Annotated in this window: 19 protein-coding genes and 1 pseudogene; 6 read left to right on the top strand and 14 right to left on the bottom strand. The window is 63.5% G+C overall.

What is annotated here, in order from left to right; genetic code table 11:
* Positions 1–80 precede the first annotated feature (80 nt).
* Together BMF89_RS07340 and BMF89_RS07345 are read right to left on the bottom strand one after the other, a co-directional pair.
* Positions 81–443, bottom strand: a complete 363-nt coding sequence (locus tag BMF89_RS07340) for a hypothetical protein (protein WP_078106422.1) — start codon at positions 441–443, stop codon at positions 81–83.
* Positions 444–1,071: 628 nt separating this feature from the next.
* Positions 1,072–1,503 (bottom strand): hypothetical protein, encoded by a 432-nt coding sequence (locus BMF89_RS07345; RefSeq protein WP_078106423.1) that lies wholly within the window; start codon positions 1,501–1,503, stop codon positions 1,072–1,074.
* A gap of 484 nt (positions 1,504–1,987) precedes the next feature.
* Here BMF89_RS07345 and BMF89_RS07350 point away from each other — a divergent pair, with 484 nt between their 5' ends.
* The gene (locus BMF89_RS07350; protein ID WP_078106424.1) at positions 1,988–2,182 is read left to right on the top strand and encodes a hypothetical protein; all 195 of its coding nucleotides are present in this window, start codon (positions 1,988–1,990) and stop codon (positions 2,180–2,182) included.
* 1,152 nt (positions 2,183–3,334) lie between these two features.
* On the opposite strand, the gene BMF89_RS07360 is transcribed toward BMF89_RS07350, so the two are convergent.
* Positions 3,335–3,703 (bottom strand): hypothetical protein, encoded by a 369-nt coding sequence (locus tag BMF89_RS07360; protein WP_078106425.1) that lies wholly within the window; start codon positions 3,701–3,703, stop codon positions 3,335–3,337.
* On the bottom strand, positions 3,700–4,656 hold the full coding sequence (locus BMF89_RS07365) for a ParA family protein (protein WP_078106500.1): 957 nt from the start codon (positions 4,654–4,656) through the stop codon (positions 3,700–3,702). The genes BMF89_RS07360 and BMF89_RS07365 overlap by 4 nt, the downstream gene beginning before the upstream one ends.
* A 364-nt stretch (positions 4,657–5,020) precedes the next feature.
* On the opposite strand from BMF89_RS07365, the gene BMF89_RS07370 reads away from it, so the two are divergent.
* The gene (locus BMF89_RS07370) at positions 5,021–5,725 is read left to right on the top strand and encodes an SOS response-associated peptidase family protein (RefSeq protein ID WP_078106426.1); all 705 of its coding nucleotides are present in this window, start codon (positions 5,021–5,023) and stop codon (positions 5,723–5,725) included.
* A 3-nt stretch (positions 5,726–5,728) separates the two neighbouring features.
* On the opposite strand, the gene BMF89_RS07375 is transcribed toward BMF89_RS07370, so the two are convergent.
* From BMF89_RS07375 to BMF89_RS07420, 10 genes and pseudogenes are all read right to left on the bottom strand, one after another.
* Positions 5,729–7,027 carry a Y-family DNA polymerase gene (locus tag BMF89_RS07375; RefSeq protein ID WP_171983427.1) on the bottom strand — a complete coding sequence of 433 codons (1,299 nt, stop codon included), beginning with the start codon at positions 7,025–7,027 and terminating at the stop codon, positions 5,729–5,731.
* Positions 7,020–7,451 carry a S24 family peptidase gene (locus BMF89_RS07380; protein WP_078106427.1) on the bottom strand — a complete coding sequence of 144 codons (432 nt, stop codon included), beginning with the start codon at positions 7,449–7,451 and terminating at the stop codon, positions 7,020–7,022. The genes BMF89_RS07375 and BMF89_RS07380 overlap by 8 nt, the downstream gene beginning before the upstream one ends.
* A gap of 214 nt (positions 7,452–7,665) precedes the next feature.
* Entirely contained in the window at positions 7,666–7,863 is a 198-nt protein-coding gene (locus tag BMF89_RS07385) for a hypothetical protein (RefSeq protein ID WP_078106428.1), read from the bottom strand.
* A gap of 292 nt (positions 7,864–8,155) precedes the next feature.
* Positions 8,156–8,681 (bottom strand): annotated as a pseudogene (locus tag BMF89_RS07390) (tRNA (adenine-N1)-methyltransferase); the annotation flags it as partial.
* Between the two features lie 757 nt (positions 8,682–9,438).
* On the bottom strand, positions 9,439–10,419 hold the full coding sequence (locus tag BMF89_RS07395; RefSeq protein ID WP_171983428.1) for a GntR family transcriptional regulator: 981 nt from the start codon (positions 10,417–10,419) through the stop codon (positions 9,439–9,441).
* A 303-nt stretch (positions 10,420–10,722) separates the two neighbouring features.
* Positions 10,723–10,950 (bottom strand): hypothetical protein, encoded by a 228-nt coding sequence (locus tag BMF89_RS07400; protein ID WP_078106431.1) that lies wholly within the window; start codon positions 10,948–10,950, stop codon positions 10,723–10,725.
* A 56-nt stretch (positions 10,951–11,006) separates the two neighbouring features.
* Positions 11,007–12,410 (bottom strand): chromosome partitioning protein ParA, encoded by a 1,404-nt coding sequence (locus BMF89_RS07405; RefSeq protein ID WP_078106432.1) that lies wholly within the window; start codon positions 12,408–12,410, stop codon positions 11,007–11,009.
* A 6-nt stretch (positions 12,411–12,416) separates the two neighbouring features.
* A complete protein-coding gene (locus BMF89_RS07410) occupies positions 12,417–12,944 on the bottom strand; it encodes a hypothetical protein (protein ID WP_078106434.1) in 528 nt (175 codons plus the stop codon).
* 11 nt (positions 12,945–12,955) lie between these two features.
* Positions 12,956–14,014, bottom strand: coding sequence for a CHAP domain-containing protein (locus tag BMF89_RS07415; protein ID WP_253190748.1), 1,059 nt, complete (start codon positions 14,012–14,014; stop codon positions 12,956–12,958).
* Between the two features lie 36 nt (positions 14,015–14,050).
* Entirely contained in the window at positions 14,051–14,356 is a 306-nt protein-coding gene (locus tag BMF89_RS07420) for a helix-turn-helix domain-containing protein (RefSeq protein WP_253190744.1), read from the bottom strand.
* Between the two features lie 96 nt (positions 14,357–14,452).
* On the opposite strand from BMF89_RS07420, the gene BMF89_RS07425 reads away from it, so the two are divergent.
* From BMF89_RS07425 to BMF89_RS07440, 4 genes are read left to right on the top strand one after another with little or no spacing between them, the layout of a single operon-like run.
* The gene (locus BMF89_RS07425) at positions 14,453–15,070 is read left to right on the top strand and encodes a DUF6668 family protein (protein WP_078106435.1); all 618 of its coding nucleotides are present in this window, start codon (positions 14,453–14,455) and stop codon (positions 15,068–15,070) included.
* Between the two features lie 15 nt (positions 15,071–15,085).
* Positions 15,086–15,373 carry a hypothetical protein gene (locus BMF89_RS07430; protein WP_078106437.1) on the top strand — a complete coding sequence of 96 codons (288 nt, stop codon included), beginning with the start codon at positions 15,086–15,088 and terminating at the stop codon, positions 15,371–15,373.
* A gap of 13 nt (positions 15,374–15,386) precedes the next feature.
* Complete coding sequence (locus BMF89_RS07435; protein WP_078106438.1) at positions 15,387–16,112, top strand: hypothetical protein; 726 nt, start codon at positions 15,387–15,389, stop codon at positions 16,110–16,112.
* Positions 16,112–17,428 (top strand): hypothetical protein, encoded by a 1,317-nt coding sequence (locus BMF89_RS07440; protein ID WP_078106439.1) that lies wholly within the window; start codon positions 16,112–16,114, stop codon positions 17,426–17,428. Before BMF89_RS07435 ends, BMF89_RS07440 begins: the two co-directional genes overlap by 1 nt.

Genomic DNA, 17,428 nt, shown 5'->3' on the forward strand with positions numbered 1-17,428 from the left:
TTGTGGTTTCTTGGCTTTTGTGTCGTTTCCCGGGGTGGGGGGGGGGGGGGGGCCCGGTTGCCCGGCCACCGGGGTTGTAGTTAGACGAGCTCGTGGCTGACGAGGGCTGTGTCGAAGAGGTCTTCGGCGCGCCGGATCAGATGCCCGGGGGCGTTGTCCTCGTAGCCGTGTTCGTCGTGGCCGAGGAAGACCGCGTTTCCTTGGCAGATACCGGCGAGGTCAAGCCCGACGTCGTGCAGCAGGGCGGTGGCGCGGAGGTTCCGGTGAAGGTTCCGGGCCATCGCGTCGGTGTTGACGTACACGTGCCAGTCACCGCAGGTGACGGATTCAAGCTCACCGTCGACGATGACCTGCAAAGTGTTGCGTCGGGTGTCGATCAGTTCGACCCGGACCGGCTCGCTCAGGTTGGCAGGGACGATGAGGGCCGTTCGTTTGTGAATCATGGTTTTGTGTCCTTTGCAGAGGATTGGTGAGGGAGCGGCGTGACCCGGCCAGCTACTTCCGGTTCCTCCCCCGTTGTTTTTTGGCTGCTGGCGAAGCTTGCGGAGCTGTGGCCGACGGAGGCCTGTCTACCCTCAGGGCAAGGACCGTGGAATCTGCGCAGGAAATAAGCGACGAAGGAGCGCCGGAGCCGATTCTTCGGGCCGCAGGCCCCGGAGGAACGGAGGGGCTAGACGGGGTGGAGCGGACACGTACAATCCGAAGGACAGCAGCCAAAAAACGTCGTAGACACCAAGGTTCAGGGGGTCCGGAGCCCTGCGACGGCGCACCCTGAACCCCACAGCCGGCCGCGAAGCGGACGCCCGATTACCTGGTTGCAGCGCAGCGGAAACCAGGACATGCCCGAGGACGCGGATGGATCCTCCCGCGCCGGCCATCCCCCAGGGCAGGCCGCCGGCATCAGCCACCACGCGCGGCCCTCAGGCGGACCGCGGTCCGTCGCCGGTGACCATAGCGGCACCCGGCCACGACGACGGACCGCCCCAGCGCGGAAAGCGAGTTTGCCGCGGTGATGGAGGTCCGGGGTGGGGGTTCCCCGCTCCGGTCGGAGCGGGGACCTGCCGCCGGGTGTTAGGGGGTGGTGAAGACGGTGCACGGCTGGCGGTACCGGCTGGGCAGCTCGGCCGCCGCCATGGGCAGGTCTTCCGGTCCTTCGGCCTGGCCGTTCTTCCAGTGGAAGAACGCCTGTTCGGTAATCGCGTCCCACTGCGCGGCCTTGCTCCGGTAGAAGGTGCACGTCACGTCGCCCTCGGTGTAGGTCGCGACGCCGAACAGGTTGCCGATGTTGTCGGCGGTGCGGGTAGCGGCGACCATGACATAGGGCCATTGGCCCAGGTCCCAGCCATCGCACCCCCAGCTGGGGATCACGGCCCAACCGTGCTCTCCGATGAGTTCCATCCAGTCGTAGCCGCCGTTCAGGTGGTAATCGCCCAGCACGGTGACGCCGTGGATCTCTTCGCCGGTGTCCGTGGTGGTCACGGTCGCTTTGCCGATTGCGTTCATGGTTGTGTGTCCTTTTCCGAGGATGTGGTGGGTGGGGCGGCTTAGGTGACCGGCCAGCGTCCCCTCTCCCCCGCTGTTTTTTGGTTGCTGGCAAGCTTGCTTGCTCGGCGGCCGACGGAGCCCTGTCTACCCGCAGGGCAAGGCGCCGGAATATCGCGGAGGAAATCAGCGACGAAGGAGCGCCTCAGGGATATTCGCGCACCGCAGGCCCCGACGAAGGAGGGGCTAGACGGGGTGGAGCGGACGCCTAGAATCCGCAGGACAGCAACCAGAAAACGTCGTAGACAAACAAAGGCCAGGGGGTTCGGAGCTCTGCGACGACGCGCCCTGGACCCACAGCCGGCCGCGAAGCGGACGCCCCAATACTGGTTGAAGCGCAGCGCAAACCAGGTGCTTGATAATAGGCAAAAGTCTCCTCCGGATTCACCAAACGGTTTTACGAACAAGCACGGTTGGTTTCCGCTGCGGCAGTGAAGGAAGAACGATGAGTGACCTGACTGAAGATGAAGAATTGGCACTGGAACGGGAAGAGTTGGCGATTGCGCTGACCAACGCCCAACGTAGGCGGGCCGGGATGATGAGGCCGGTTACCGAGCCGCGTCAGTGCAACCGGAACGCCTACGACGATGCGGACGCCGTACTCCGCGCGGGGTTCCATAAGATCGACGGTTCCGAATGATCGCGTCCGTTTTAGCATGGCATCGGTGAACTACGTGGCTTCATCTTGCCGCTGCGGCAAGACGAAGGCGTCACGACTTTTGCCAAGGTCAGAGAGGCACGCTTCGATGGGTTTACGACACTTTTTCCGGAAAAGCCGGGCCAGTGCGGACCGGAGCCTGCCCGCGGCCGGGGGGATCGGGCCGGAGGCCGGAGAATCGACGCCGGAGAAGCGGGCTGAGCTGGAACAGGCCTGGGCCGAGCTTGCTCGGGCGGCCGAAGGGGCCGGTGTGACCAGCTTCCGTGCCTGCACGCGGAACGGGACTTCCTCCTGGGAAGAAAATCCGGCTGCCGTCCGGGCTCTGGCTGCCACGCTCAGGGACTACCGCGCAGAAGGGGCAGCTCCGGAGAGGCCACGGTTGGCAGACCAGTAGGCGGTGCAGGCCTCTCCCCCGGCGGTCCAGGATCAACGCCGCCGGGGCACCAGTGACAGCGTAAAAGTTCACGATGTTGGTTGGTCTTGGGAACGGGTTATGCCCACTGGGGGTCAGGTGGAGCCCTCCGCACAGCTCAAAGCTGTCCCCATTGGGTATAAACCCGTGCCTGCCGGCGCCCGAGGCGATGGTGCGCAGCCGGTCAGGGGTCCCGTCTCCATTCCCTGTGCAGTTTCACTGGCGATCAGACGGCAGGTGTGGATGACGACTCGCCCGGGCGATGGCGGCACGCCGGCTCTTTTCTGTGGATGGCCTGGCGCCGGCTATCCACAGCGGCGGGCGGCAGGGCGCGGGAGGCTGTGGGCAACGCGTGCACAAGCATCCCAACCTGAACGAGGCGGCCGCAAGGCTGTCGTTCCTGGCTTCTAGGATGGATCTCCCCACAGGGCGACGGGGGGAAGGAGAAGCATGGAGGATCGACAGCCGACATTACCAAGCCGCGGGGCAACGACTAACCAGAGGGCACACAGCCACTCTCTGACGTGCACAAAGACATGCTGACGAGCCCCGATGCCTCGCGTTGACGAATTCACCAGCCACCCACAGTTTGAGGAAGGACCGCGGAATCCTCCACGTACATCGGCTACCGCCTCCGCGCGCAAGTTACGAAATGCACAGGTGGCAAGGGACGCTAGGAACCACCCGCGGGAAGTCTTTCGACTGCAGACGGTTCCACTGGATCAGCTGTCCTTGAGCCGTCGGCCACCGGGAAGGTTTTCTGCCCAGGACGGGTACATCTGGCCTTCGTTGTGCTCGGCTTCGCGACGGGCCGTCTCTGCTTCGATCGCTTTAGCCACGAAATGGCTCCAAGTATTATCCCCTTCGGCGTAGCTGGTCGCCCGGTACGCAGCCCGTGCCCTGTTACGGAGCGCGGCGGGGATACTCACCGTCATATTCGCCGTTTCGATGTCCTTGGGATCTGCCTTCCTCGGCGTCTCCGGCCGGTGTCCGGGGAGCATCCGTGCCAGGGGAGCCTCTTCGGCAGGTGCGGCGACGCGTCTCGGAGGCAGGCCGAGCGCGGGCCGGTTGGGTGTTGGCTCCGCACTCACGCGTTAACCTCCTGAGATTCTGCCACGGCGATGCGTCGTGTCACTTCCATGGCGACTGCGTGGAGGTCCTCGGCCACGCTGGAAGCGGACTTCGGTCCCGTGTTCCCGGCCTTCGCTTCCCCGCGCAGAACCTCCCACCATTTCGGTCCTTTACTGAGTTCCCGCTCGAGTTCGTGGGCCAGCAATCCACGCTCCCGGCACGCCTGGGCCGTTGCTTCTGCGTGGCGAATGGTCATCGGGAACAGCACTTCGTCTGTACCAAAATCTGCTGTGAGGTGATCACGAGTGACTTTGTGGACCTGCTTGGAATTTGTGCCAGTCCCGACTAGGACGACGCCCAATAGGTCCAGCGACGGGTTGAGTCCGACGACGCTATCCATGCGTGCTGCGACCGCAGCGACACCCTTACGACTCGACATATCAGTCTTCAACGGCACCACTGCGTACCGGGCGGCAGCCACAGCTGCCGCCTGCAGCGGCTCATTCCCCGGCGGACAATCGAGCAGCACCAGGTCGTACTCCCCCGCAACTTCGGCAAGCAGTTTGGCCAAGGCTAGCTGTGCCGCATCGCGGTCCTTCTGGGCCTTGGCTCCGAGGAAAGCGGCAGCATCGCGGTCCTTCTGGGCCTTGGCTCCGAGGAAAGCGGCAGCATCGTCGAGGTGAGGCCCTCCAGCGATGACATCCAGGTTGGGGCGTACGCCCAGCAGCAGGTCGGGCGTTCCCCCGAAGCACAGCGAAGCCGCCAGGGTCCTGCCGCCGTCGCCTTGGTCCGCATAGCCAAGGTCCTCGGCGAGGTTTCCCTGGGGGTCAAGATCTATGAGCAGCACACGTGATCCGCCCTCGGCCAGGAGGCCGCCTACATTGGCTACCAGGCTGGTCTTGAAGACCCCGCCCTTACCGTTGATTACCGCGATGACTCGGCTGAGGGCCCCGCGGTCCAGATCGTGTTTCATCAGATTTCCCTTCCAAAGTGATTCCAGCGTATCCAGCAACACTGGCTTTGCTTGTGAAGCTGGGTTCCGTGTCTTCTCTTTTTTCACTTGTGAATCCAGTTAAGAAAGTGAAACTTGTAAATAATGTGTTTACGATATTCCTGTTTTCGCTTGTTTCACTTGTGAACACAGTGAACACGGTGAACACGGTGAACAAAGGATTCCGCGTGGATTCAGTCTTGGGGGCAAGCGGGGTGCGGGCTTGTCTGCAGCACTGGCACGGTGGTTCAGTCCCGTCGGCACTCCCCATTCCGGCGGGGCATTCTTTTGCCCTTGGCTTTGGCGCACCGTGCTTTCCAGCGGTGTTGCCCGCAGAATAGGGAACATGTGTGGACGCTATGCCATCGGAAAATCAGGTGAGGATCTGGCCAAGACGCTGGGGGTTCATTTCCCGGCCAGCGCATTGGCTTGGGAGCCTACCTACAGCCTGGCCATCACCAATTCAGCACCGGTAGTGCGGGAGCGGCTGGCGGACGGCGGGGAGCTGCAGCGAGAGGGCGCGTTGCTGCGGTGGGGCGTTCCTGACCCGGCCCCGGAACGGCTGGGAAAACCGATGCAGAATGCCCGGCTTAGTTCAATTCACTTCTTTGAGGTCTGGAAGAACCTCTACCGTTCAGGTATGCGGGTGGTGGTGCCCATGAGCGGTTATTTTGAGTGGATCGAGACCAAGCCGAAGTACAAAGTGCCGATCTTCATCCACGATCCTGCCGCGCCGCTCCTTCTGGCCGCCGGCCTGTGGTCGCCGGATGAGACTTACACGGTCATCACGGTCCAGGGGAAGGACGCGGCGGGGGATGTCCATAACAGGATGCCGCTCTTCCTGAATCCGGAGCTGATGGGTTCCTGGCTGAACCCGGAGGCGCTTGCGCCGAAGGACGGTGCCGCCTTGCTCAGGGATGTCCGGGCCGGTTCGGACATCATTGCCTCCAAGCTGTACACCCATCCGGTGAGCCGGGAGTTGAACAACGTGCGCACGGCTCCGCGTGAAGATCCACGGTTGCTCGAACCGGTGGACTTGGCGACGGCTTAGCCGTCAAGCAGCCTTGACGATCGGCAGTTCGTCCCACTGGGTGGTGTATCTGGGGGAGAGCATGTCGCGCTTCATGGTCCAGTCTGGGCCGCCCTTGATGCCTGCATGGCCGAGCCCGATGGACCCTCGGCCGTATTTCCCGGCTACTAGCTCCAGCAGCGGGCCGATGCCGCGTTCTTCGTGGACGTTCTCGAACGGTTCCAGGGGCTTTTGGTTCCCGCTGGGGCGCAGGTCGGTGACCATGATCCCGGCGCGGACGTATTTCACGCCGTCGTTGATCTTGGGAATGAGGGCGTGGGCCGCTTTGGTGAGGATTACCGGGTCGGCGGTGGGCATCGGCAGCGCGACGCACACCGACGGGTAGGAGGTGTCGCCGGGGCTGTAGTAGGAGGTGCCGGCGAAGGCGGTGAGCACTTTGGCTTGCAGGTCGTGTTTGGCCAGGCGGGCGCTGGCCTGTTGCGCGTAGACGCTCATGACTTGGCGCATGTCGGCCGTTGTTGTGATGGGTTTGGAGAAGGACCGGGAGAAGATCAGCTGGTCCCGTCCTATCCGTTCTTCCTCCATGGGGATGCAGGGGGTTCCCTGCAGCTCGAGGACGGTGCGCATCATCACCACCGAGAACTTGTCCCGGATCGCGACGGGATTCGCCCTGGACAGGTCGAGAATCGAGTAGATCCCCATCCCTGCGAGGCGTTTTGTGAGCCTGGTCGCCACGCCCCAGATCTCGCTGACGGACAGGCGGGACATGAGTGCTTCGCGCTGGGCCGGCGGCACGGATTCCCACCGGCATACACCCTCGAAGGCAGGGTTGTGTTTGGCCCACTTGTTGCTGAGCTTTGCCAGGGTTTTGGTCGGGGCTATGCCTACGCAAACGGGAACACCGACGTGCGTCCGGCAGGCGTTTTTCATGGACCGGCCCAGGGCCAGCAGATCCTCTCCGGAGCCTTTGACGCCGAGGAAGCATTCATCAATGCTGTAGACCTCCTGCCAGGCGGAATACCGGGCCAGGAGCTCCATGACACGGGCGCTGATGGATCCGTAGAGCTCGTAGTTGCTAGATCTCGCCACGAGACCCCATTCCTTGGCGCGGGGCGCCAGCTTGAACCACGGATCACCCAGCACAATCCCGAGCTTCTTGGCCTCATCCGAGCGCGTCACGGCGCAGCCGTCGTTGTTGGAGAGGACGATAAGCGGCTTGCCTTCGAGGGAAGGATCGAAGATCCGCTCGGCTGAGGCGTAGAAGCAGTTGACGTCGATGTGCGCGATTTCCTGCATGCGGCGCATCACCGCCGGCCTAGACATAGTGGAGGCACCTGACCGCAACCCCCCAGATCCGAAGATCCGAGAGTTCCTGGACGCGGATCGGCGGGTATTTGGGGTTGTCCGCCTGCAGGATCACGCCGGCCCTGGTGATCCGCAGCCGTTTGATGGTCAATTCGCCGTCGAGGATCGCCACCACCACGGACCCGTCCCTGGGTTCCAATGCCTTGTTCACGATGAGTTCGTCGCCGTCGCTGATGCCGCCCGGCTCCATGGAGTCCCCGCACACCCGAACGATGAAGGTGCTGGTCTTGTCCTTGATCAGGTGCTCGTTCAGGTCGAGTTCGGAGGAAAAATAGTCCTGGCTCGGAGAGGGGTAGCCCGCCGGGACGGCTACCGGTGCCACCGGGACATGCCCCGGAGGCGCCCCCGCATCTATCATGCGAGGGTCCAAAGCACGACTCATGACACACCTTTATTCGAAAATATGTTCGAATAAAGTCTAGTCGCTCATACTGACATTTCACCTTCCTCGCTGCGGAAGGGATCGACACGGAACCTCATGGTGCCTTCAAGCGCGGGACGAATCCGGCCACAACGAGTAGGCCAGCCCGCACCAATAAGATGACTCCGTGAAGAGAAGCCCGCCCGGTTTTCCCGGGCGGGGCTCCTTTATGCGGTTAAAGAAGAACACCCCATACTGCGATCAAGATCGCCACAGACATGGGGAACAGATTTACCGCCAAGTGGAGCACTACCGCGGGGGTAGCGCCGTGCATGATGCCCCAGGCGCAGATTGCAAACGCCAGGCGGATCAGGTTCACCACGAGGTTGGGCAAGGCCCATCGGCGTTGTGAGCACTCGCATTGCTTGGTCATGGCGTTTTTCCTTTCAAAAAAACGTCGTAACCGTTACCCGGATGCTTGCGCTTCCGGGCTTCGCAGGAAGTAGGCTTTAGGTGTAGGTACACCCCTGGACGGTCTCCCTGAACGGTTTTGTTTGGTTATGGCTGCTCCTTTGGGATGTCGAGGCCTCCGTTCCAGCGGAGGCCTCACTCTTTTAAGAACCAGCTAGGGCCAGGTGGTTTCCTGACCTATAAAAAAACCTTAGCCCTCAAAAGCGTCGGGAAACCTGTGACATCCGGAATGCGGACCAGTTTGTGATCTTTCCCTAGGGAACCGGTGTGAGGTTGTCCCTGACGTTGGTGCCGGCAATCGCATCCCGTCGTGCCGCCCGCCGCAGTTTCTTGTCCGAAACCGCACGCTCCCCTATGGCTCCCGGTGTCCAGGCATTCCGGTCCTCTTCGCTGAACTCGGTCTTGGACGGACGCTTCTTGACGGAAATCCCGGTCACGCCGTCGGCGAGGCGGCGGGTCTCCAAGAGGAAGCCGGTGTGGGCCACCACGCGGTGGTCGGGACGGACTGCCAAGCCTTCAGAGGTTGCCATCCACGTACCATAGACTCCCAGATCGCTTCGGCGGTACGGAAGAGCTGGGTCACCGTGGCCACATGATTGATCCACGCGCCGCCGGGGGCCAGGGCCGTCGCCATTGCATCGAGGCATTCCCAGGGAGCGAGCATGTCGATCACCACGCGGTCCACGGATCCTGGTTCTTCGCTGCGGACTACTTCCTCCCGGAAGTCGCCCAGCGAGATCTTCCAGCGGGGCGCGGACCGCCGAAGATGGTTTCCACGTTGTGGTTCAGGAAGCCGCCGTGTAGGGCCTAACCGACGCGCGGACCCACCCTAGAAACAGCCGGGATAAGACGATCGGGCACGGGCCAGATCAGAGCCACGGATCGTCCCGTCTTGCCAGAAATTGACCATCGCGTCTGCGCATGCCGCACTGCTGGCGCCAGAATAGCATTCATCGAAGTAATAGCCGGTCTTCACCATCCCGCCGACCGCTGAGCAGGCGCGTTGTTCGCCCGGGAGCCTAGCGGATCTTTCTGCCGCCGCCGATGCCCAAACCCCCTCCTGTCCGTCCACGAAGGCTTTCGCAAGGCTCGGGTCCACGGTCGGTTCCGGCGGGACGACGGGGGCCTGTCTCGCCGATGGGGCCGCTGGCGTGTAGTTCGGTGAGGCTGATCTCTCAGGCTGCGACGGCGTTCCGGCGTTAGAACATCCCACCATAGCTATCCCAAGTGCCAGCGCGGCCGCCCCAATCAAGATGCTACGCATTCCCTCGCCCCAATCTCTCTTCCTTTGCGAGGATCGTATACCACAGCCCCGACACAGCGGAACGACGAGAAGGCCGGCGGGACTGCTTCTCGGACACCCGCGGGACCGCGGACTTCTCGGCGTACAGCGGCCAAGAGCGCATGCAACGGAGGACGGTAGAAGCATGATGAATTTCAGTGTCTACGCGAAGCGGCGAGGATCCATGGACTTCGGACTTTCCTCGCCGATGACTTCGATGATGGACGCGGTGCCGTCGCGTCCAATGAAGCACTGCTAGCTTGGTTGTTCTGCCTTGCGGCGGGCCGCCCGCTGGCGTTTGTCCATGTCGAACATGGCTCGGATCTTCGCCAGGGCGGTGACCTTGGCGGGGGAGTCGTCGACGTCAAGCCGGGCCGCCCGCTCGGCTTGGCGTTCCAATATTCGGCGGCGATTAGCCTCCTGCTCGCGACGGAGGGCTGCTGCGCGAGCGGCCGCCTGCTGATCGCGGGAGCGCAGCGGCTCGCCGGCTTCGGTGCGCCAGGTGTTGAGGCGGTGTCTTAGCCAGCCGCGCATTCGCCAGGGATTTTTCGTGTCGGGTGCGCCGCTGTGTGGCCACAGTGTGCCGTCGGGCCGCCAGTCAAGGGCATGCAGGACGTCAGCGACGGTCCAGCCGGCGAGGAAGAAATCCCGGCACGAGCTGGCGACGTCTTTGGGCGTCATGCAACGTAAGGGAAAGCTCCGGTATCGAATTTCGGATGCGGCGGCGACACGCTGTATCTGGCGTTTTGTCGTCCGGTGTAAGGGCCAGAGGAGTTCTGGACGCCACGGCACCTGGGCGGCAGGTGCGCCGCTTGCGGCGCCTTTGGGAATGAGTCGGGGCGTAGCCACGTCGGTGTGAGAGTTTTTTTCTTGCGCGCGCGTATGGGTTAACTTCTTTTCTTTAAGGTGAGAACCGCCTAGGGCGGGAGGGGTGCCAACTTTGTTCACAAGTGCCAGCGGCGACGGCGTGCAGAGTACATAGACGGCTGCTTCGTTAATGCGTTCGCCGTCCGGGCCTGCGGCAGCGTATTTTGCCTGCCGTCCGGACGCTACCCGGCCGATAAGGCCCCAGGCTGCTAGGAGGCGCAGAACGCGCGCCACGGTTGTCCTGGACGTTCCTGTCGCCTGGATGAGGGCTTCCCAGCCCGGGCGGGACGTCATGCTCTCGTAGTCGGCACGCTCGATCAGGGCGCGTAGAACGGCCATGATCGTGGCCTGGCCATTGCGGTTGCACACAGCGAATTTCTCATGACTTCGCAGGGCCGACATGGTCTGGCGTCCGTGTGCAGCGCGAACGCTGCCTTTCGGAACGGCCGCAAGGACGATATCGGTGGCTGTCTCGCGGGCGCGGTTGACACGCCTCACCCGGATAGGTGCGGTAAGGCTGGCCGAAATTGGCTCGGCATGTAAACTTAGGGGCAAGCGGATGCTCCTCGAAAAGGGTGCGGAAGCGGGAGCCCTTCACCTCGGCCGGCAAGCATGAGGGTGAAGAGCTTGAATAACTTGATACGAAGGCCCGCCTAGGCGGGCCTTCTCCATTTAAGAAGCTTGTGGGATCGGCAAAGCCTCCTGGTTGCTGATCTTGTCCAGCTGGACGTGGCTAAGGTGTTTGGTCACGAGTTGAGCGACGTAGTCACTGACTGTCATGCCCCGGGCTTCGGCGACTGCTGCCAACTTATCGGCGTCTGCGACGGGCATGCGGGTACCAACAAGTCGGCGTTCGCCTTTGCTGCGGCGTCCGCCTCCACGATTTCCTGTAGCTGCCATAGCCTCATTCAAGCGGTAACAGTTTCCGTTAAGCGGGAGCATCTGCGGTGTGTCGCCTAGAAACCCTTGGCGACGGCGGCCGCAGCGGCAAGCCACGCACGCTGGGTGGCTTGTTGGAGGGCTTCATAGCGGATCGGTCCATTCACCAGGGCGGGGTCATAGGGGATGCGGACGACGGCGCGTACGTGCGGGGCGAATCCGTCAGCGATCCTGCGGGCTTCGTCCTTGGCGCGCTTGAGCGCGTCGCCGTTCATGCTGCGTTTGGCGTCGGTGGATTCGGAGACGACCACGACGGCGTTGCGGGCCAGCTCGGCATCGTGCCCGCCGCGGGATTCGAGCGTCTGGAGAGTCAGTCGCGCGGCCTCGGCGCGGTCTTCAATGGCTGTCACGGGAACCACGAGCTGGTTGGTGTGGGTGATCATCTGTCGCCAGTTCGCGGAGCGTGCCGTGTTGCCGGAATCCATGACAATCAGCCGGTAGTAGCGGGTGAGCACTTGGTGGGCGATGTCCACTTCCTCAGCGGTCACTTCGTGGTCGCCCTCGTCGTTCTCGTCCGAGCGCAGGACGTCGAACTTGTCCGAGGTCTGGTGATGGACGAACCGGGCGATCTCGGCTGCGTTCGTGCTGGGGGATAGCAGCGTCTGGGATGAGTCGATGAGGTCAAGGACGCTGTTGTCGTGGCTGCCCTGCTCGGTCCGCCAGCCGAGTGTCCCCTGGCTCTCGTTGTTGTCCCAGGCGACGGTTGCGGCGCCGCTGTAGCGGGCCAGAATCGCGCTGAGCATGACGACAGTGGGCGTCTTGTTCGCCCCGCCCTTGCGGTTGACGACGGCCACGGTGCGCGGCCCGGGCCAGTGCTGGCTCACCGTGCGAATGTCCTCGCGCTCAGCCAGCTCCTCGGGGGAGGGTTCCATCCGGAAGCCCAGGCGGGTGAGAGCGCCGCGCCAGCCGCGCGTTGCCGGCTCCAGCACGGGCGCGCTGACCAGGAACGATGTCTCTTTGAGGCTTCGGCGCGTGACAGGCTCCGGGACGGCTTCTTCGGCCGTTGGCGCGGGTTCCTGGACGCGGGACACTGCAGCTCCGAACGTGACCGGCGCTGCCGGGGCAGCGACTTCCTCGGCCGCCGGTGGTGCCGGAGCCTGGACGGGCCCTGGGTCAGACACAGCCGGCTCTGGGTTCTTCTGGCGCCGGGGGCTGGGTTTGGCTTGGGAGGCTTCGCTGACGAGGCCCTCGGGGGAGACCACGATGAGGCCCTGGCCGTCCGGGTCAGTAGTGCTCACCTTGACGGGCCGGCCGAGCTGGGCGGCGGTGTCGGTGATGAGGCGCAGCGCCTCGCGGAGGACGGCGGCCTCGTCGTCGGCCTGGATCGCGTGGGAGGTGCCGTTGATCGTAACCTCACCGGTTCCGTTGGCGCGCAGAACGGCGTCGATCTTGGGGAAGTCGAGTGCTTGGGTTTCCATCATCTGTCCTTACTTGCTGCCGTTCGGGGGTGTGAAGCGATTGACCAGCCAGGGCTTGTCGGCCGCGCTGCGGAGCAGCTGCACGTCGTAGTCGCCGGCATCGGTCGGGAAAGCTACATGACAGCCGAAGCCGTTGCTTTCATCGATCTTCAACTGGCCTGGGCCGGTGATCTTCTTGACCGGGATGTTGGCCGGATCAACGTACTGATAGTCGGCAACGGCTTGGGCGGTCAGGAGCTGGCCCAGCTCCTGGATCCACACTTTGTCTGAAACCGTGGGCCTCGCGTACAGAGTCATGGCCTTGGTTGCGGTATCCAGCGCTGCCTTCCTGCTCGGCTCATCCCAGGCGATGCCCAAGGTAGCCGGGGCGGTGCCGCCGGGGGCCTGGGACTTGCCGCCTGCGCTGAGCGAGGGTGGCGCAGATACTGCCGGGGAAGTAAATACCTCCTGGTTTTCCGGGCCTCCTCCTGTGTTTGTCATAGGCGCGCAGGCCGTGCACACGAGCACGGCGGCAAGGGCTGTCAGGGTGCGTTTCATGTTTCCTCCGGTTACTGGCTGCCAGGCAGGTACAGGAAGGCACTGGGTGTGCCGCTCTGGACCGTGCGCGTGTAGTAGGTGTGGTCGTTCGGGGCCGGGTTGCCGTTGTAGCCCTCTTCCAGATAACTGCCGTCGCCGTTGACGGCCTTGACGATTCCGACGTGGCCGTAGGTGCCGTCTGCGCCGCCCGTGCCTGGCGAGTACCAGACGACTGCGCCGACGCGCGGTGTCTTGCCGGTAGGCCAGCCCTTGGCGTCCCAGCCGTCCTTCCAGGTGAGAGCTGAGCCGAGCACGCCGCCGTCAGGCCGGAAGGTGCTGTTGAGTTCCTTGTAGGGGGCGCTTTTGCTGCCCAGTTGCTGATTGACGCGCCAGAGGGCGAAGTCGACGCATTCGCGGTTGTACATGCCCAAGGGAGAGGGCTCGTAGATCGTGGCCGTTCGCCACGGCAGGTCATCGCCCTTGCCGGATTCGCCGGGGATGCCACAGGAGCTTTCGCCGCCGGCGTCAGTGGTCTTGACGTCGCCCAGCGCGGCCACGACTTCCACAGCCGCCGGCCAGTAGGTCTGGTAGTGGTAGGGGTCGGCATTGCGTTGGACCCTGTGCGCGGCCATGGTCGGTTCGAGCTGCTCCCAGCCGCTGACCTTCTGCAAGGCCTTGAAGAAGTTCGTTGCGGAGATGGTGGGGTTCATACGGTCGGGGTAGGACCCCCACGCGCCGTTGTCCCGCTGCTGGAACAGGCCTCGGGAGTCGGGGCCTGGGCCATCGCCGTGGTCCAACACGCGCAGGCCGGACTCACCCATGGCCGTCATGACGCCGATGGTCTGGCCTCTGGCGGACAGTCCCAGCGCCTTCCCGGCGTTGATGACCAGGGCGGCGTTCTTCAGCTGCTCGCTCTGGTAGCCGGCCACGGGCACCTTGGGAAGCTTGGAGGCGTCAACGCTGACGCTGCCGCCGGCAGGCGCGCAAATGTCGGCGGCGCTTTGGGAGCCGCCACCGAAAAGGATGATCGAGAGCACCAAAACGACAGGGGCGACAAATGCCCCCACCACCAGCAATGGTGCGCCCTTGATTGGCTGCAAAATGTGTCCCCCTCACATTTGTCGGGCTTAGCCCGGCTCGTCGGTCAGCTCCGGCTCTTCGTGTGGCTCGGGAGTGTGCCCCGCACGAAGTGAGTTCCGGTTCTCCCAGACCCAATCCGCGACTTCATCGCGTGAAATCAGCCACGTCTTGTCCAGCTGGTAGGCCGGGATGATCCCAGCCTGGAGCCACTTGTAGGTCGTCTGCTTTGACTGGTTCAGTGCCTCAGAGAGCTGTGTGACTGTCAATCGCTCGGGAAATCCGCTAAACAGAGCGTCGACGTACTTTCGGTCCATCAGCGCGTCTCCCCACCACATGTGAAGATAATACAGCATGATTGCGTATTATTGCGTATGATCGAATACATTCGGTGCCCTTCGGAGACGGTGGCTATGGATACGATCATTGCGGACATAACAGGGGGATGTTAAATGTCGATCTCAAGAAACAGGTGGGTGGCCTTCGGCGCTGCAGCCGTGGAGGACACGATTTCCGCCGTCGAAGCGCCTCCCGTCTTGGTGCCTACCGGGGCTACGAGGCCTCAGCTCAGCGTCCCGCAGCCCGACCACGCCGACCGGCTTCCTCGATGGAACGTCTCGGGGATCACCCCGGACTACTGGTGGCTCGGCGTCCACGGAGGCGCGGGCGAAACGTCGCTCGCACGCTTGGACAAGCGCACGAGAGCTGCTGAGCATCATTGGCCGCTGACCGCCTCTGGATCCACTGTCGTCCTCGCTGCCCGGTCCAACGTGTCGGGCCTGCGCGCCGCGCAGCTGGCCGCCACCGAATGGGCCTCGGGCACGGTTCCAGGAATTCGCGTCGCCGGCCTAGTAGTCCTGGCCGACGCTCCTGGTCGGCTCCCGAGGGAGATCCGCGAGTTTGCCCGTGTCGTCGGCGGGGGAGTGCCCCTCCTGTGGCACATCCCCTGGATTGAGTCGTGGCGCTTCGGCCACGATGTGCCACCCGAGGAACTTCCAAAGGAAGCCCGCGCCGTGCTTGACCAGGTGCGTATCGCAGCATCCCCCACAGCCTCACTCCCGACCAACTAGAAAGAGGAAAACCAAATGTTGCTCTCCAAGGCCATGGAATGGTCCAGCTTCGTCATCACCGAGATCCCGAACCCGGGAACCGGCACAGCGCCTCCCGGCTCCCAAGGTCTTCTCACAATCCTCAAGTGGGTCGCCTGGATCGTCTTCGGTCTGGCCGTCGCAGGCATCCTGATCACCGCTGGAACGATGATGATCAACAACCGTCGCGGCGAGGGTGGCGAGCATGCCGGTCGCCTTGCCTGGGTTCTGGGCGGCTGCATTCTCGCAGCCTCCGCTGGCGGCATCGTCGGTGCCTTGGTCTAAGAAGGGGCGAGCCATGACAGAACCGACCGTGAACGAAGACCAGAATCCGCTGACCAAACCTAAGTTCATCATCTCGGCCGTTGTCGTGGCGATCATCGTCGCGCTTGGCATCATCCTCGCCCTCGTGCCAAATGGCAACGGAACCACGGCGCCCGAACCAAGCACTGCCGCAGCGAGCACCAGCAGCACGCAGCCCTCGGCCACTGAGGCTGCCAGCGTGTGCGGCCTACCGGCCGATGACCAGGCCAAACCGGCCACCGCACCGGCCGACACGAAGTGGGAACTGGTCGGAAAGATTGCTGCACCTACGTCGCCCAAGCAGTTCGGCCCAGGAAAGACGGAATCGAACGGCCTTCGGTCGTGCTTTGCGCATTCTCCGATGGGGGCCTTGTACGCAGCTGTAAACGTGGCTGCGCTCTCGGGATCGGGCAAAGCGAACCTGGTCTACGAACAGCTTGCTGTTCCGGGACCGGAACGTGACGCTGTGTTGAAGTCGTCGCCCAGCGCCGCCCCACAATCTGTTCCTGCTCAGCTCGTGGGATTCACGGTTCGCTCCTACGACTCGGAGCGCACAGTCATTGATCTTGCCTTCAAGGGATCAAACGGAGCGTTCGTGTCCATCCCAGTTCCGTTGCAGTGGTTCGGCGGGGATTGGAAGATCGTCGTTCCTGCCACCGGGGACACCGGTGCGCGGCAGATCGCGGACCTGAGCGGCTACATCGAGTGGGCCGGTGTGTAATGGCTGACTGCTCAGGATGGAACGCATTCAATCCTCTATGCCATGCGGGGGCGGCAATCGAGGATGTCGCGAACGATGCGGTCAAGAACATGGCCAAGGCGATTGCTGACGCCGTGGGACAGACCGTTAAGACACTCGGGACGTTCTGGGTGAACGTCGGCACTCCGAACCTGACGACTGCGCCAGGCGGGAGCACCGCGAGTGATCCCGTGCTGTTCCTGCAGAACAGCCTCTACTTCTGGACAGCGGCTCTTGCCGTGCTGTCTGTGCTCGTGGGAGCAGCCAAGATGATCATTGAGCGCAGGGGCGCGCCCCTGCGGGATCTGGCGCGTTCTCTCGCAACGCTGGTCGTCGTCTCCGGTGCCGGCGTTGCCGCGGTCGGACTCCTGACTGTGGCTGCTGATCAGTTTTCCGCGTGGATCATCAACAACTCCACGAACGGAACATCGTTCAACGACAACATCACGACCATGCTGCAGCTCTCGGCCACCAGCCCAGTCGGGGCGATCATGATCATCCTCTTGGGACTGATTGCGATTCTCGCTTCGGTTCTCCAGATCGTGCTCATGATCGTCCGCGGCGGCCTGCTCGTCGTCCTGACGGGAATCTTCCCCACAGCCGCAGCGTTTACGAACACTGAGGCTGGCAAGGGCTGGTTCCAGAAGTGCACGGCCTGGCTCATCGCATTCATCCTTTACAAGCCGGCTGCCGCCATTATCTACGCGACGGCCTTCCGGCTTACCGGCACCAAAATCTTCGGAAACGGTGGCGACGGCAAGGACTTCGGCTCTGCACTCTTGACAACGGTCACGGGGCTGGCGCTGATGGTCATTGCCCTGTTCGCGATGCCGGCACTCATGCGGTTCGTGACGCCCATGGTCGGAGCGGTCGCTGGCGGGGGCGGTGGACTGGCGGCAGGCGCTGTCGGCGGCCTGGCTTCGGGCGCTATCAGCATGGGCAGCGCTGGCAGGGGCGGCGGCGGATCGACCAGCACGACCCCGAGCAGCACATCGAATCAGTCGCCTGGATCTCAGGGGCCTTCGGGGACCGGGAGCCAGGGCACAGCCGGTACGTCCGGTACGGCAGGGAAGACGGGCGGCCAGGGATCCGCAGCAACCGCGCCTGCCGCGACAGGTGCAAAGGCAGGAACCGGAGCACCGGCCACGGCCGGAGGCAGTGGAGCCGCAGCTGGTGGTGCAGCGGCTGCCGGCCCGGTCGGCGTCGGCGTCCTTGCAGCACAAAAGGGCCTTGAGGCCGGCCAGGCAGCCGCCGGGGCAGTCAAGAACATGAGCGAAGAATCAACGGGGGGTGCCTGA

The sequence above is a fragment of the Arthrobacter sp. SRS-W-1-2016 genome (genome assembly GCF_002009585.1).
GTDB classification, from domain to species: domain Bacteria; phylum Actinomycetota; class Actinomycetes; order Actinomycetales; family Micrococcaceae; genus Arthrobacter; species Arthrobacter bambusae_A.